14 protein-coding genes and 2 pseudogenes are annotated in these 16,135 nt (G+C 54.0%); 8 read left to right on the forward strand and 8 right to left on the reverse strand.

The genetic code is table 11. From position 1 onward, the window contains the following. The 8 genes from V6C16_RS02930 to V6C16_RS02965 form a co-directional block, all read right to left on the reverse strand. The coding region (locus V6C16_RS02930) for a transposase (RefSeq protein ID WP_333534907.1) at positions 1-184 on the reverse strand (184 nt) is incomplete at its 3' end. A gap of 51 nt (positions 185-235) precedes the next feature. Beyond that, entirely contained in the window at positions 236-475 is a 240-nt protein-coding gene (locus V6C16_RS02935; RefSeq protein ID WP_333535941.1) for a DUF6361 family protein, read from the reverse strand. 49 nt (positions 476-524) lie between these two features. Further along, positions 525-2,108: an AAA domain-containing protein gene (locus V6C16_RS02940; protein ID WP_333535940.1), complete on the reverse strand. Its 1,584-nt coding sequence runs from the start codon at positions 2,106-2,108 to the stop codon at positions 525-527. Between the two features lie 25 nt (positions 2,109-2,133). Then, positions 2,134-4,782, reverse strand: coding sequence for a hypothetical protein (locus V6C16_RS02945; RefSeq protein ID WP_333535938.1), 2,649 nt, complete (start codon positions 4,780-4,782; stop codon positions 2,134-2,136). Beyond that, positions 4,749-6,944 carry a hypothetical protein gene (locus V6C16_RS02950; RefSeq protein WP_333535937.1) on the reverse strand — a complete coding sequence of 732 codons (2,196 nt, stop codon included), beginning with the start codon at positions 6,942-6,944 and terminating at the stop codon, positions 4,749-4,751. Before V6C16_RS02950 ends, V6C16_RS02945 begins: the two co-directional genes overlap by 34 nt. Beyond that, complete coding sequence (locus tag V6C16_RS02955) at positions 6,937-7,281, reverse strand: hypothetical protein (protein WP_333535936.1); 345 nt, start codon at positions 7,279-7,281, stop codon at positions 6,937-6,939. The genes V6C16_RS02950 and V6C16_RS02955 overlap by 8 nt, the downstream gene beginning before the upstream one ends. Before the next feature lie 126 nt (positions 7,282-7,407). Continuing rightward, a complete protein-coding gene (locus V6C16_RS02960) occupies positions 7,408-8,724 on the reverse strand; it encodes an ATP-binding protein (RefSeq protein ID WP_333535935.1) in 1,317 nt (438 codons plus the stop codon). Then, on the reverse strand, positions 8,714-9,052 hold the full coding sequence (locus V6C16_RS02965) for an N-6 DNA methylase (RefSeq protein WP_333535934.1): 339 nt from the start codon (positions 9,050-9,052) through the stop codon (positions 8,714-8,716). The genes V6C16_RS02960 and V6C16_RS02965 overlap by 11 nt, the downstream gene beginning before the upstream one ends. Before the next feature lie 342 nt (positions 9,053-9,394). Here V6C16_RS02965 and V6C16_RS02970 point away from each other — a divergent pair. From V6C16_RS02970 to V6C16_RS03005, 8 genes and pseudogenes are all read left to right on the forward strand, one after another. Further along, positions 9,395-9,823: pseudogene (locus V6C16_RS02970) on the forward strand (transposase); the annotation flags it as partial. Between the two features lie 282 nt (positions 9,824-10,105). After that, positions 10,106-10,807, forward strand: coding sequence for an ERF family protein (locus V6C16_RS02975; RefSeq protein ID WP_333535933.1), 702 nt, complete (start codon positions 10,106-10,108; stop codon positions 10,805-10,807). Between the two features lie 68 nt (positions 10,808-10,875). Then, positions 10,876-12,039 carry a hypothetical protein gene (locus tag V6C16_RS02980; protein WP_333535932.1) on the forward strand — a complete coding sequence of 388 codons (1,164 nt, stop codon included), beginning with the start codon at positions 10,876-10,878 and terminating at the stop codon, positions 12,037-12,039. 133 nt (positions 12,040-12,172) lie between these two features. After that, complete coding sequence (locus tag V6C16_RS02985) at positions 12,173-12,394, forward strand: AbrB/MazE/SpoVT family DNA-binding domain-containing protein (RefSeq protein WP_333535931.1); 222 nt, start codon at positions 12,173-12,175, stop codon at positions 12,392-12,394. 2 nt (positions 12,395-12,396) lie between these two features. After that, the gene (locus tag V6C16_RS02990) at positions 12,397-12,825 is read left to right on the forward strand and encodes a putative toxin-antitoxin system toxin component, PIN family (RefSeq protein WP_333535929.1); all 429 of its coding nucleotides are present in this window, start codon (positions 12,397-12,399) and stop codon (positions 12,823-12,825) included. A gap of 70 nt (positions 12,826-12,895) precedes the next feature. Then, positions 12,896-13,882 (forward strand): annotated as a pseudogene (locus tag V6C16_RS02995) (AAA family ATPase); the annotation flags it as partial. A 369-nt stretch (positions 13,883-14,251) separates the two neighbouring features. After that, positions 14,252-15,289: a DUF3150 domain-containing protein gene (locus tag V6C16_RS03000; protein ID WP_333535928.1), complete on the forward strand. Its 1,038-nt coding sequence runs from the start codon at positions 14,252-14,254 to the stop codon at positions 15,287-15,289. A 4-nt stretch (positions 15,290-15,293) separates the two neighbouring features. Further along, positions 15,294-15,896 (forward strand): hypothetical protein, encoded by a 603-nt coding sequence (locus tag V6C16_RS03005; RefSeq protein WP_333535926.1) that lies wholly within the window; start codon positions 15,294-15,296, stop codon positions 15,894-15,896. The last annotated feature ends 239 nt before the right edge of the window (positions 15,897-16,135 follow it).

Genomic DNA, 16,135 nt, shown 5'->3' on the forward strand with positions numbered 1-16,135 from the left:
CGCCCGGCTTCAAGGCGAACTCGTGCTTGTCCTGTCGGTAATGCGTAACCCAATTCGCCAAGGTTTTCATCGGAATAGATAACCTTCGCGCTGTTTCCGTTACGCCAAAACCATCATCAACCGCCATAGTGACGGCTTGCTGCCTCAATTCCTGTGAATAACGTCCCCGTGGTGCTTTCGTCATAGAACCTCCTCAATGGATATGGACTATGGCGTCCGTTTTTTCCAGCCTATCTCACTCTGCAGGTAGTCGTTTCTCTTCCAGCGAATGGTAAATCCATGGCACGAAAAGCATGTAGCGAAGGCGTGTCAGGATCGTGCTTGTTCCTGGAAACAACAGATCGGCAAAGTTGTCCCGCACGGAGCCGAGCCCAAGCTCGTCACGACTTTCCTTTTCCTGGAAAAGGGAAAGGATGCGAAGCGTGCGTTCCCTCGCTTTCGAGTCATGATCAATCCATGCAAGGACTGAAGGCATCTTTCAGTACTCCCTCTCTACAGCCACAAATGGATCGGCGTTGATTGCATCAAACTCCATTCTCGTATCGCCCCCTCAATTTGCATCTCATGGTCGACATCGCACCGCGTTCAAAGAACGGCAAGTCGATGGTGTCACATACCGAACTGCAATACTGCTCGGCAAAGAGCTGCAGGTGAGCGGCGTCACGAGCCACGTCCGGATCGGATGGCAGATGCTGGAGAAGCGCGTCGCTAATAAGCATTACAAACTTGCTTCTCGCCCGGGTCAGCGTCACATTGAATCGTCTCGGGCTTAGGATGAATGCATCTTCAGACGCAACAAAATTCCGGTCGGCCACCACATAACTGGAAAGGATCAGGTCGCGCTCCTGACCCTGGAATCGGTCTACGGTGTCCACAAATGGAGGCGGGTCCATCGTCATACCGGCCGCATTCACGAGCAGATTTCTGATGGATGCCATCTGGGCTCGGTGGGGAGTCACGATGCCGATTTTCTGCGTCCAAAATTCCTGGGCGCTTACTCCGGCCTGTTGGGCGTCGACCAGCTTCTTGTACAAAAGGGTCAAAGCGGAAACGATCTGCGCCTCAAAAGGGTTCGATAACGTATATGTGTTGGCGGAGTAGCTAATCACCACCACAGGGCAAGCTGGGGCAAGAATGCGGAGAAACTGGCCGGACCATGGCAACTGCTCAGGCCAGTCGGCTGGTTTTTCATCAATATTGATGGCGAGATCCAGCTTTCTCTCGGGGAAGAACGCCTCGTATTCGTTCTTATAAAAACGCTTACAGGGCCATGCGGAAATTTCCACGTTGGTCCGATAGTTGTGTTTAAGCTGCACCGGGGTGATGCCGTGGGTCTCCTTCATGTAAGAGAAAATGCAGTCAAACAGCCCTTGAACGCTATCCTTCATCTGGAAGCCGTAGATCGGCCCAAGCTGCCGGTCGTCACCTGCAAGAACAACATGCCCATCAGATTTCAAAAGTAGAAAGTAGGCCGCAGCCGCAGCAACCTGAACCTGTGATGCCTCGTCGATCACTAGAAGATCAAACCATTCGGCGGTCGGCTCACTATCCTGGTGGTCTTTCTCAGCAAGTCGTCCAAGTTGTTGCCAGGTTCCACCCACGATGATGATCCCGGTATCGTCGCCTTTCAGGGCATTCACAAAACCCTGAGCCCTTGCAGAGTTCCTCGGCATATCTTCGATCTGATCACTCAAGGGAGGTGCGGAGGAGTCGCTTCTCACCCTTGTGACACGAACCGGGCAATCTAACGCTCCGACCGTGGCCGTCCGTCTGTTGATCAGTTCTAGGACTTCGTTGAGGACGTTATCGATAGCGTTGTAGTTGCTGGACCCGATACCGACACGCAGCGGAATTCCCGCTTCGGCGTAATGCTCAATCCACCCGAGAATAGTCCCGGCCAGAACCGTGGTCTTTCCTGTTCCCGGCGGCCCCCAAAGCAAAGAAATCCTGTTTCCGAATGCATCGCGAAAGAGGGATTCCTGCTTTTCGTTGAAGGCATCCTTCAGGTATGGTGTTACCTTCGCGTACAACTGGTTGGTGTCAGTGAATGTTTTTCCTGCAGCCAGCGAGCCGGGGGTATACATCAGGCTATGGGCTGGTTCGGTCATTTTTGTCGGTCTCTTAGCCACTACCTTACCTCCGCTTCCTGGCACGTTTGCTCGGTGCTGCCTTGCCGCCGACAGACCTCAGTGCTTTTTCTATCCTGTCGCTCGAAAAATCCCGGTACATCGGATCAAGGACAAGCGGTGAGTCGAGCGCCACGAGTCCTTGGGCGACGGCAAACTGAAAGAGCCCCTGGTGACCCGGTTTAAGAACCACATAGGGATTGTCCTGCATGGCCTCCAACCGAATGACCGCTACCTGAAGCAATGCCCCTATCGACTTGTTCGTCATCCACCGCTCGGTCAGGCCGTGTTCGCCCAGCAGTTCTTCTGCATCTTGGAAGCCCAATCCAATTCGCCGACGCCACGGCTCGTCGAGATCCACGTATTCATTCTCGTTGGATAGGGCGACGGTAAATTCGCCTTCCTTGATTCGGGAATCTCTGCTGGTCGGAGAAAAATCGAAAACATAGAGCGCTTCGTGTTGATACTGTGGATTCGCGAGCTTGATCTCATCGATGATCGGATCAGCCTCTGCTTGAGGCTTCAAGGTCAATCCGCGTATCGAGAAAAACCTCGCCTCCCGTTCATCGACGGGCAGTGAGCGAGTGTTCCGGTTCTCCATTTCCTGGCACGCGACATTGAGCTTCTCAAAAGCGATCAGACTTCTTGCCGCCTCCGGAACACTTGCCTGGGAGGAACGTGCGGCAGAGAAGCCGCTCTTTTTCAGCACCAACCGGTCTTTGTAGTTTTCACGCAGTCGCCGGACGATGTGCTGCAAAGCTTGCAGGTGAACCTTCGTGGCCCGCTTAATGCCATCGTAGAGTTCGTCCCGGGTGTAGCGCCTCCACTTAGACGGGTCAGAATACAGTTTGTTGAAATGGCGGACAAAGATTTTGTCCTGCCACAGCTCATAGGCCCGCTCGAAAGGAATCTGATCGCTCATTGGGGTAGCGAATCCAAAAGGCAGATCGAACTTATACGGGGTGCCATCCTCCCGGACATTTGGGAAGAAACTGTTCGCTGCCTCAAAAAGGGAGTAATCGTGAGCAACTGGCAGCCCAACGAGCATGCGCAGGACTTCCTTGACGATTGTCCCAGGCTGAGACTTGAAAGCATCCGGATCGGGCAACAAGCTGTCCGGCGGGAAGAATCGGGTAAGCACCTCGATCAATTCGATCACGTCAGGATTCTGCATATGACGCTCGAACATACGCTTGAGTTGACGCACCTCCAGCATGTCCCAGAAGAAGATATGGGAAGAGAGCCGGTCACGGGCGGGTAGACCTGTGTTGACGGTCGACACCTCGTCTAACCACTCAGAAACCACGGTCGCAAATTCCTTTAGCCGCTCTCGTTCCGTTTCCGGGTTCATCGCATCGACACGGTCGACGATGAAAATCTTTTCGTCCGTCACCGGAGGATCGCCGGGTTTGCGGCCGTGCGGGAAATAGAGTCGCGCCGCGCCCAAGGCAAACGAGATCCCAGAGCCCGGGTCGAAATGAATCGTGATAAAGATGCTTTGGTCAGTCCAGGCAGGAATCATAGCGCTGCGCCGCCCATCGACTGGCAAGGGTGCCCCCTCGGTCAGTGAACGGGCACGAGTGGCTAACGCTGGCCCATCTGCTCGCAACTGGTGGCTGGAGTCGATAACGGATTGCCAGCGATCATCGGCGGTAGTCACAGCTTCAGTCAGTTCCGCTGTAGTGGTAATGCCATTTGAACGGAACAGTTCCGCCTGTCCCTGATTGAGCCAGGCCAGCCGGGAAAGATGATCGCATTCGGATGCCTTGTCTCGGCAGTAGCGAACGTAGTCGCAAAGCTGGCACTTGGGACCGACATGCCAACTGGCATCCTCCATATCGGTCTGTAGAACCCGGAGAAGGCGATCCTCGAAAAACTGCTTCACGTGGACTTTATAGACTTCATAGGGAACCCGAATCAGCGTTCCGCTGAGGGCCTCGGAAATAGGATCTGCGGCTCCCTTGGCCTGATTAAGCTGGACCAGGTTCCTGAACGCATTGATGTCGTGACTCCCTGGCCAGATGGTGCCTTCCGCCGAAACGGCATATCTGCCGCCAAGCCCTTCTTGCTGGATGGCTGTGGCCAACGCCAAAGCGTAGTAGGTCACCTCTGTGAAGTGCCGGAGGGATGGCTCCGCAGCCATTTTCACATCAATGATATGGATTTCGTATTCAGGCACAGTCCCATTGCCGATCAGCGGCGCACCAGTGCCACCTGGACGTATCCAAAGGATGTCTGGGCGCACTCGTACCTGGTCGAGACCGAAATCGTCGTATGCCTTTTGAAGACCGGGAGTAATGTTTGTGGGAACCGTGAATTCCGCCTCGATAACTGCTTGGGGTGGTTCCTGTTGCCGGAGGATGTCAAAAAGGTTCTGGATCTTCTTGAAGGGCTTCCGTCCCAGAAGATCATCGACCTTGTCCTCGAGAAGGAACACAACTTTCCCATCATCTGAGGTGTTGATCAGATCCTGGTATTTGTCGGCTTCCCAACGCCGCCCGGCCGCTTTGATAAGTTCAATACCTGGGCGTTTGTAGGTTTCGGCCGAGACGCCAAGTGAGTCCCTTTCAGCATCACTGGCCAGACGAAACCGGAGAAACCGGTCACAATCGAATTTGAATGTTAGAGCAAGCGTTCCTTTATCGAGTTTCGCCATCGCAACTCTCCCGGAGTTGGTATGTTCTTCAATGCATCCGACATCGGTCGTGTGCTGGTATCCGCCTCGCCTAAGAAACTCCTACTGACGACCAACGCCCGAGCCAAATTAGTGAAATCAGGTATTTTGAATCCGATCCGTTTATGGGCGGACAAGGCCTCAAAGTGAGATTCCGCCTCCAAAACAGCGTCTTTGATGGCAGTTTCGCTTATGACCGGAACGCCCCTCTTGATGACGCCTTTCTTCTTGCGACAGACCAGTACCGCGTCCCACTTGATGGTGCCATCGTAAGTGTGAAGGCCTCCTTGGCCTTCGCCACGCATGGGCAGAACCTTGGTTACCGAGAGTCCCGAATGAAGCAGAGCCGTGCCGAGAGCATTCCATGCCGATGCGAGTTTATGGTGGTAGGTGAACACGCAGATCCCGTTCGACTTGAGCACGCGGTTGCATTCCATGAAAATCTGCTGAAGCCGTTCCTGGTATCCCTTGATGGCTTCATCGGACCGTCGCGTGATGGCCAGGTTCTGCAGTATCGGAGCCGAAGTGAGGTTGTCGTCATACGGCGGCGGTGCGATTCCCAAAGGCTGATGCCAGGCCAAATAGAAGTCCGAGAGTTCCGAGTAGCTCAGATTGTCGAAATACGGCGGATCGGTCAGCACGAGATCCACTGAGCCGTCCGGTAATAAATGGAGTTCCTCGGAAGACTGGGTTTCAATCGCCGCCGTGGCGCTGCCGCTCAATACATCATCGACAGAGCCAAGGTAGGCTTGTTCGCGCTCAAAACCATCTTCATAAGCGACTCTGGTGCCTTCCGGATGCAGTTCCTGGGGCGCTTTGGCAAAGGCAATCGCCTTCGAAATTTTCCGGACCGTGTTGATGAACGTCCCCCGTCCGACGCCATCCTGCCAAGGGTTCAGCTCGACCGGACGAGTGATGTGCCGGTATGAGTGGATGGAGAACATTGGGCTCGTTCGGCGATAGCCAAACGCATAGGCCGTGTACATGCAGTTCGTAGTGAGATGTTCACTGAAGGCCAGCTCAAGGCAGCGCCGCGCCTCATCGCTTTCCACTCGGCCGATGGCCGAACCGAGAAGGTGCAGGTGGAGCTTCTGCCGGTCGTTGAAAAAGTCTGCGTAATGCCGAATCCCGTGGATCAGAGGTCGTCCATCCGAGCGCCCCTCGCGGGGAATGCTTCTCGTCGGCACAAGCAAGCCATTCCCGATTATCCGCAGCTTCCGGGTGGCTTGGTCGTACAACTCCTGGTCCACCTCTTCGACGCGCTTGAAATGCCTTGTGCAGTTCTTGCCGGTTCCGACCAGATACTCTTGGGCAAAGAGCCTCCAAGTGGGGCGTTCGGCGCCATCAAGGTCATCCGCTGCGATCTTCTGTGTGTGCTTGCAGGTCAGGCAGGTCATGATCCCGTTGCCGTGCGTGCCCGCGCTGATAGTGGTGCGCTTGCCGCAAGAGCAGTGCAGCACCTTGCATTCAATCGGCAATTCGTGGACTGCATGACAGTCCTTGCAGAATACCCACTGCAGACTTTTCTCTTTAGAGTAGGCCAATTGAAAATGGGGATGGAGTTCGACATCGCTCTGGCAATTCGAGCACTGCTTCACCTGGACCCAGAAATGATGAAGAACATCCCGTTCGACACCATCCACCATGGTCCGATGCAACGGCGTAATGAGTTGTGCGACCTCATTGCAAATTTGATCGATTTCCGGGTAGTGTTCCTCCATCCGGGAGGCGGCCAACTCAAATCGGGTAATAAAGGTCGCGACTGGGTCGATATCAAAACCAATCACCCGGGCGTTGCAGCGCATGGACTCCACCAAACTTGTCCCGCCGCCGATGAAGGGATCTAGAACGACAGCGCCATGCACGGAGGTCTTGCCGAGGTAGGTATCCCAAAAGGTGTCGGCCTTGTCAGGAGGAAGGGTTAACGCGGTGAGGATCGAACGGAACTGAGAGCCCACCCGGCGAGCAAACCAGCGGTGGACCCGATACAAAGGATTCGAACTTTGTCCTTCACGCAGGGCAAGCTCGGCGATTTGGGCAATGGGAATGTCGCCCGCCTCCAGCAGGGTACGGGCAGGCCAACCGCCAAAGGTGTCGCCTCTGCGGTTTTCAATGATCTGCTTTGCCTGACCTATTTTAGCCATAGGGCCCCATTACCATCCCTTCGCAGTAGTATTGCCGAGTATATCCGAACGCCTTATCGAACAGATCATGGTCCTTGACCTGGTACTTCACGTAAATCGCTTTGCGCAGGGCCTTCTGGATCTCGCGTTCTCCGGCCTTGGTGTTTTGCCAGCCAGGGAACCAGACTAGGCGCAAGATCTCGTCGATATCGGTCACGATCCACTCTACCACCATCGGCGTCTTGCCGTTCTTCACCTCGGCGAACAGTTCGGTCAGGGCTGCTTTGGCCTTGGCCTGTTCATCGACCGAGTCCACCTGCTTCTCGGCCTGGACGACCTCCTTGGCTAGGGTCAGCATCTCCTTGAGGAAATCGAGGCTGTGAAGCAGGCCCTGTTCGTACCGCTCCTTGAGCTTTTCGAGGCGTTCGCCCAGGGCTATAAACTTCGGATTGTCCTTGTGCCTGCGCAGGCGGGCATTGTGTGCTCATTTACAGTCTCCCATATTCAATGCTTCATCAACCCAGCAGATCGCCCGACGCAGGTTGTCAGCCAGTGGGCCTTTGGCTGATGCGTAGTGCCTATTAAACCAGTTCCGCAAAAGCTCTCTGATATACTTCGAGTTGGATTTGACCTCGCCTGCCGTCAGTCCGCGTATAGCTTGAAGGCAATATTCAAGCTCTTTCCCGGTAAGGTTTGCGTTGCCCTCTTTGCTGCGCAGCGCCTCTGCGTATTTCCTCTTTTTGGTGGCTGCGGCAGTGCTCCCGTTGGGGATTGCAAGTTCCTGAGTATTCCCAATCTTCAACCGTTCAATCAGTTTTTCTCGCGTGGCTGATCTTGAAACCACGCCTTTGAGCACTTCCACGGTTTTATCCAGTGTCATTCCGGATTTCTTGATGAAATAGTAAACGGGCAGAAATGCGGTGCTTTCAAAGCAGATCTGCTTGATGTACTCGTCTGGCTCAGGAACATTATCCTGATTCAAAGTGCTGAGAACGATATCTGCCGTCCTTATGCCTTTGGTTTTTACAATTTGTTTTTTGGCCGTACTGATAATGCTTCCAGCCAGGGGTTCAACCTGTCCGATCAGCTTTAGCGCTGGCTTGCCTTTGACCTCAGAGAACTCCCCCTCTTTGATGAAAGAAAGCTGACTAAGAAGTGATTCATCAATCAGGAACGAACCTCCGGACCCGGTTACGCTACCGGTGTGCAGATCGAAAATCCCAGCCTCCCGAACGCCGACCCGCGCTATATTTTCGAGATGTTGCATCCAGAGGCGCTGCTCAGTTTCCCGCTTGGCCTCAAGGATGGCTCTGAGTTCTGGGTATTTAATTCGCTCGGAGCGGCCTCGATATCGATAGTAGATATCGCCCTCTTTCAGCTCCTTACCAGCATCTTTGGTGCAGACAACGGGCTTATCCTTGGCCTCATAAATATACAAAAGGCCAAAAATCTTCCCTTGAAGTTCGTATTCCTGAATCGTCCATCCTATTTCCGGAGCGAAGTGTTCATTGAAGTTGCGAGACATCTTTTCCGGATCAATATCCTCAAATAACGTCAGGTTCGCTCCTGAGAGGCCGCAAAGCCGATGTGGATTGTTGGCAATGCCAAACACGATATAGCCACCCTTGGCATTGGCATACGCGGCGCTGGTTTTCAGGTACTTTGGCAAGCTTGCCCACCCGAATGATTCCTTGAATTCAAGGCTGCTGCTTTCCCTTGAGATCACGCGTTCTGGATCTGCAGGGGAAATCTTGAAGATTTCGTTAAGGTACTCTTGAGAGAATGGCGTCTTAGCTTCCATGCAGTCCTCCCTCTAAGGTTGAAAGCAGACCGTCCATTGACTCCCGCAATGTCATCGAGCGTTCCTGCCAGTTTGCTATGGCCTGCTTGAGGCTGACTGTTTCGGTCACGCCGTTGCCATTGCCATTTCCGTTGTCCGCTCGCACGTAGAGCAGGATGCTGAGGTTGCTGCCTTTCTCCCGGACCTCGTCATTGCTGACCACCCGGGCAAAGCCGTCCTCATCATCGAAAGCCTGATAGGCAGCGACAATGCGCTGGATGTGATCGTCAGTGAGGAAGCTCTGTGCCCGCTCGCGGGTCCCCTCGTTCACCGCGTAGATGAAGAGCACCTTAACGGCTTGTCATGATATTCGCAACGGCACACTCTTTTGTCTGGTGTGCCGCGACGGATATCACGCCAATCTTAGCTGGCAGCCTATAACCAACGTCGGTATTTCCCACCGAGGATGCAAGAGCAAGGAGAAATGGACTAAACGGTCGGACCTGCTTTCGGAGAACCTGATGCTATCCCTGACCTTTAAAAGGTCGAGTAGCCGATTAGGACCGAAAGAGCGAATTGCCCATTATGGCGCGGCCAAGGCCTGATGCCGGATATACGTGTGCATCCGATTCTGTTTAGAACATTTTTAAACTCCTTGACTCCTGGCGAGGCCATATACGGACAGCAATGAGGAGATTTTTACCCCCAAACCCGGTGGCAGCGTTGTGTGGTACATTTTTACCGGAATGTACTCCAGGCGGTGCTGCCCGGAAAAGCCAAGGAAGTCGGCCGGATGCTCAAGGCCATTCACGCGCAGGAAGATAGGGAATCAGCGGGCCAGAAGGCTCGAGATGTCGCCCAAAAGATTGCCGCACTACGCCTTGGCAAGACAGGAGAGATCCTGAAAAGCGGCATTGAAGAAACGCTCTCCTATTATGAGTTTCCTGTCGCACACTGGCGGTATATCCGGACAAACAACCAGCTCGAAAGGCTGAATCGTGAAATCCGGTGGTGAACGTGGGTAGTGGGCAGCTTTCCCGATGGGCATGCGGCCTTAATGCTAGTGGCGGCCCGGCTGCGCTACATGGCGGGCCAGAAATGGGGCACACAACGGCATCTGCGATGTTCAGGGATGAGTCAGAATAGCGCCAGCGCCTTAAGGCAGACCAAAATCCTGACCGCATGCCGGATACATAAGGTGTAACATACAGTATTTTATCTGTTATGGAGTCAGCAGCCAAGTAATATATCTGGTATCCTTTTAAGCCGTCATCCATCAAATTTAGTAAATATATTATAGCATTAAGAGCACCGGAACTACGTTTCAAATCACCCCCAAAACCCTGTCCAGCACTAAGCTGGGCGGGGCTTCGTCATTCTGTTATCTCAGGAGGATTTTCATATGAATCAATACCAATCAGAAAACACCACCGAATTGGCCAAGGCCCTGCTCAACGTCCAGCGCATCGTGCAACCCATTGCCAGGGACGCTGAAAACCCTTTTACCAAAAGCTGGTACGCCAGCCTCAACAGCGTCATGGACGCATGCAGAGGCACACTCATCGAAAATGGCATCTGGCTGTGTCAGTACCCTGTGCCTGTGGAGCAGCCCAATTCATTGGGGCTGGTCACCAAACTGACCCATGCGGAGTCCGGCCAATGGCAAAGCTCACTGGCCGTGGTTCCCCTGCCCAAGGCTGACCCTCAGGGCATGGGATCGGCAATGACCTACGCGAGGAGGTATGCTCTGACCGCCATGCTGGGCATGGTGACGGAAGATGATGACGGCGAAGGGGCAAGAACTGGCCGAAAATCGGCATCTCGCCCGAAATTGCCCGTAAACGCCCCAGAAGCGCGAAAAGCATCCCCACTCAACCCATCCGCCACAAACAATATTTCACCCCCCTCAAATCGATCGCCAGCAGCACTTGAAAACCTGCCTCCGCTGAAAGGAGTCGCCTACCAACAGGTGACGGCTCAGGACGGGCGGCCCTGCATCATTGCCAGCGGCAACACGCAGGCCAAAAAGGAAATACTCACAGGCGCGGGCTTCCGCTGGAACCCGCAGAGAAAATTGTGGTGGAAGTATGTTGATGCCGCATAGTGAAAACAAAAATACCGAGTGAGAGGGCTGCCTGATGGCAGCCCTCTTACTTTTATAGGGATGCAATCATGATAACCACCGACCGCACGGAAGGTTTGCGGGCATTAATTCGTCAAGGGCTTCAGACTGTCTCTCAACAAAGTACCACCGCCCATTTGGGCGACAGGTCCACGTATGTGGGTATGAGCGACATCGGCCAGCACTGGGAGTGCCCTCGTGCTGCGTTGGCCCGCAAGGTGCTGCCCACTGCTGACAGCCTGGAACGTCTGTTGACCCTGCAACGGGGCCATTGGTTTGAAGCTGGCGTGGGGCAGGCGCTGGCATCTCTGGGTTTGCATGTGCTGCCCCAACTGGAAATCACCTGGCAACATCAGGGAGTGCCGATTAAAGCCCATCTGGACTTCGTGCTGGTTTGGGGTGCGCCCGTCAATGCCATACGGATTCTGGAAGTGAAAAGCACGGACAAGCTGCCCGACACGCCGCACGATTCTCATCTACTGCAATTACACGGACAAATCGGTCTGCTGGCCATGGCCTGGGACAAGCCAGCATTCAGCCTGCGGGCGGAGGACGGTACGCTTTTGCATGAAAAAATAACCTTTCCTCAACTCTGTCATGCCCATTTGGGATTCAAACTGCCCACATGTGCTGATGCAGCGATCCTGGAAGCATGGCTGCTCTGCATTTCCATGAGAGAGGTAAAGACGTTCGGCCCCTATGGCTTCAATCAGGCCATGCTGGATACGGCCCTTGACCACGCAAGCCAACTCTGGAGCGACCTCACGGCCTACCGCGCCGGGAATTTGTCCCTCTCGCAGGTGGACTACGCCCAAGGCTTTTATCCGTTGTGCTCGTACTGCGAATACAATGGCGATTGTCCCAAGTTTCCGCAGGACGTGAAAATGCCACAATGGGAACCGGCACTGGATAAATTGGCTGCCCTCAAAAACCAACGCACCGTCTTGGATGCGGAAATCAAGGAAATGGAAACCGTGCTCAAGCTGGTACACCGGCAGGCCGGTACACGGGACTGGATAGATACGGGGAAGTATCGCTTCCGCATGTCAGTGGCTGCAGGCCGAACGACATTGGATAAAAACGCGCTACGGGGAGAATTGTCCGATATCTTCTGCTTTGAGCATCTGGACGACATTGACGTGGACGCCTTGCTTGCCCGCTGCGAGCGCACTGGCGAGCCTTTCGAAAAATTGAGTATCTCACGCATAAACTGAATCTGGAGAAACAAACTCACAGAGCGCGATAACGCAAGGAGGATAAGCTGAGAACCACGTAGCTTGACAAATAATTTGCAAGACGTATCCTTTAATCACGGATTCTTTACTATAATGAAAAAAGGAGGCCGAGATGCTTGCCAAACTTACTTCTAAGAATCAGCTTACGCTTCCAAAGGCCATTGTGCAGCAGATTGACCAGCCCGAATATTTCGATGTGTCGCTGGAAAATGGTCGCATAGTCCTCACACCCATGCAGGTACGGCCAGTTGACGCCGTACGCAACAAATTAGCGGCTCTTGGCATCAGTGAGCAGGATGTAACGGATGCGGTCCAGTGGGGGCGTAGAGGATAGCTATGGCTCCTCGTGTAGTTTTAGACACAAACTGTCTTGTTTCCGCGCTTATTTTCTCAAAGGGAAGAATAGCTGAACTCCGTCTAATATGGCAGACTGAAGAAATTATTCCTGTAGTTTGTCGTGAAACCGTCACTGAATTAATCAGGGTGTTAAGTTATCCAAAGTTCAAGCTGGAACCCCAAGAAATTGAAAGTTTGCTCGCTGAATTCCTACCTTGGGCTGAAACCTTTCCGCTTGAAATTCCTCTTGAAGAAGTTTCAGAGCTTCGTGACAGGGATGATGCCGTTTTCATTCATTTAGCGAAAGCAGCTAATGCCGCTTTTCTAGTGTCGGGAGATAAACACTTATTAGAACTGCGACATGTATTTCCTGATCTGCATATAGCAACACCCGTAGAGTTTTTGAGGCATATTTCAACACATAACTAGCAATTATTATAATAAATTTACAGAAAGGCGTACCCATAAGGGTGCGCCTTTCTGTTTTTTGGAGGGCAAAATGAAAAGCACCCGTACTTCCGAGTTCGACTCTCTCCAGCCCACCGACCTTGACGCTGGTCAGGTCTTCAGCGGGAACCCCTCTGGCACCATGGTCAAGGGTTACGTCACGCCCTCGGCCTACACTCCGGCCATTGACCCAGACTACCTATTTCACGAGTCCAGCCGCGACATGGTGGTTTGGTTTGTCAGCCCTCAGGGTGCGCAGGAACCGCTCTATGTCTTTGGCCCCACGGGCTGCGGCAAAACAAGCTGCATCAAACAGCTGGCAGCGCGGCTCAACTATCCCGTGTTTGAGGTGACAGGACATGGAAGGTTGGAATTTGCCGACCTGGTGGGGCATCTGACGGTCAAAGGCGGCAACATGACCTTTGAGTGCGGCCCTCTTGCCCTTGCCATGCGTCACGGAGCGATTCTGCTCCTCAATGAGATTGATTTAACTTCGCCGGAGATCGCCGCCGGGTTGAACAGCGTGCTGGACGGCTCCCCTTTGTGCATAGCGGAAAATGGGGGCGAGATTATCCAGCCGCACCCCATGTTCCGCTTTGTGGCCACAGCCAATACAAATGGTGCTGGTGATGACACGGGCCTGTATCAGGGCACGCAACGGCAGAATCTCGCGTGGCTGGATCGCTTCACTATCTGCGAAGTGGGCTATCCCGATGCAACTGTGGAGAAAAAACTGCTGGCCCAGCGCTTCCCCTCTCTACCCGAAACGCTTTGCGCCACCATGGTGGATTACGCCAATGAAGTTCGCAAATTGTTCATGGGTGAGGGTTCAAGCAACAATCTGACCAACACCATTGAAGTCACCTTCTCCACGCGCAGTCTGCTGCGTTGGGGAGATCTGACCGTGCGCTTTCAGCCCCTGGCCCATCAGGGCATCCAGCCAATCACCTATGCCCTTGACCGGGCACTGGCTTACCGGGCCAGCCGCGAGACCCGCGCCATGCTGCACGAACTGGCACAGCGCATGTTTCCTCAACATACGGAAGCGGACATCAAGGCAATGAGCGCCGACGCGGAGGAAGAATTCCTGCGAGGTGAGCAAGCCCTGCGTTTCATGCGCGGCCAACTGCACAATACGCCGAAGCTAACCAAGCCCCGCGTTCATCTTCAGGTAGTCCACAACCTTCCCGGCAAAAAACAGGATGGCAAGTTCTGGATCGGCGAGGCCCGGTCCGAAGGCCTTATGCTCCATTGGGGCAAACCGGACACCGCCGGGCAACAACACTTTATCCCCGCTGAAAATTGTGCGGGCAATAACTCCGTCCTGGAACTTGAGGCCCGCGCAGCCAAAAAGCTTACGGAAGGCTACGTCCTCAACACGACAAAAAGCTCATTATAGGAGAACATCATGACACACGTTCTTTCAGACATTCGCATTTTGGACAATTTGCTGGCCCTCAACCTCAACGTCAGTTTGTGGTCGGCCCGCCGCAAAATGAGCCAGGAAGATCTGGGCGGTGCGGAACTGCCGCCTGATGATCTGGCCTCTCTTGGCTCCAAGCGCATTGCCGACCCGGAAAACCTTAAAGTGTTCGGCACACTCAAGGCCCGCGCCTTCAACTATCTGGACAGACACGGGGTGCGCTTCATGTCAGGCTGGGCCATACCCGAAGAAAAGGCCGGCGAAATCGTGCAGGAACTGCTCAGTATCCGAAATGAGTTTCAAAAAGAAAAGGAAGCCTTCCTGGCAAGCTATGACCAGAACGTCCAGGCCTGGATTGAAAAGCATCATCAATGGGGCGAAATCATCCGCAACTCCACCGTGGGGCCAGATTATGTTCGCGGCCGCATGGATTTTCGCTGGCAGATCTACAAGGTCGCTCCTCTGGAACAGCATACGGACAATACCGCAGTGCTGGAGGCCGGCCTGGCCGAAGAGGTGCAGGGCCTGGGCGGCACGCTCTTTGGCGAAGTGGCCAAGTCCGCCGAGGACATCTGGCGCAGGGTGTATCACGGCAAAACGGAAGTAACCCACAAAGCCCTTTCGCCCCTGCGAACGCTGCATGCCAAACTCACAGGCTTGTCTTTCGTAGAACCTCATGTGGCCCCTGTAGCGGATATCGTGCAGGCTGCACTGCTGCGTATGCCCAAGAAAGGGAACATCAGCGGGCCGGACTTGTTGCTCTTGCAGGGCCTGGTCTGCCTGCTCAAGGATAGCACGGCTCTTGTGGGGCACGCCCAGAAAGTCATTGAAGGCTACGGTCCGGCCTTTGTGCTGGACGCCCTGCTGGCTGGGTCGGACACACTATCCAAGGTGGATAGCATGGATGGACAGATGGGCAGCGCTACGGATGGCGAACCGGATGACATGCCCATTCTACCAGATATCCCCATGCCAGACGACGCCTTGCCACATCCTGTCATTCCCAGTCTGGGCTTGTGGTGACGTCATGATCCGTTCCAAAGATATTCTCAACTGCCTGCCTCTGCTGGCGTCCGTACTCGGCGACCAATACGGGGTGCAGGTGCGTATCGGCGGTAAAGAGGCTTGCACCAACGGTAAGGTCATCCAGTTGCCTTCATTGCCTATGGATTGCGAGCCGGAAATGTTGGCGTTGGCAGCCTCGTTTCTGGATCACGAGGCGGCCCACATCCGACACACAGACTTTAGCATGCTGAAAGCTGCAAACCTTGATCCTGTAACCTTCAACCTGTTCAACTGCCTTGAGGACTGGCGCGTTGAAAAGAAGCTATCAGGCATTTTCCCTGGTTGCCGCCAGAATCTGAACTGGCTAATACGACGATTCTTTGTAGAGCAGGCACAGCCAAGGGCCGGGGGTGATTCCCCGGCCCTTGCTGTTTTGGACTATGTGTTGTTGACGGTGAGAGCCTGGGATGTGGAAGAGGTCAACATACCTCGCACGGCGGCGGCAGAGACGCTACGCCAACACTTCACCGGCCTGAAGGAAGTGCTGGACGCAGTTCTGGTCAAAGCCCGCATCCATTGCCCTGACACGGCTTCAACCATAGCCTATGCTCGGCAACTGGGGTAATCATCCCCTTTTTAGTAGCTCTCCAAAGTAGAGCCTATGCCGCCAGCTTATGTTTCATAGCTGGAGTGATGCCGCCAATGCCCATGTTTGGTCGCTCATTGTTATATGTCCACATTGCTGTCCGGCTAAGCACCCAATTCTAATAGGCTGAGATGTTGAAGATTATCTTTTCTTCGCCGTCGTGGATTCAGGAGTTCTTCCAGAGACGCCGAACCGAGCAGGTTGAGCTGGATGAGTTG

The organism is Desulfovibrio sp. 1188_IL3213 (assembly GCF_036763145.1).
Lineage (GTDB): Bacteria > Desulfobacterota > Desulfovibrionia > Desulfovibrionales > Desulfovibrionaceae > Desulfovibrio.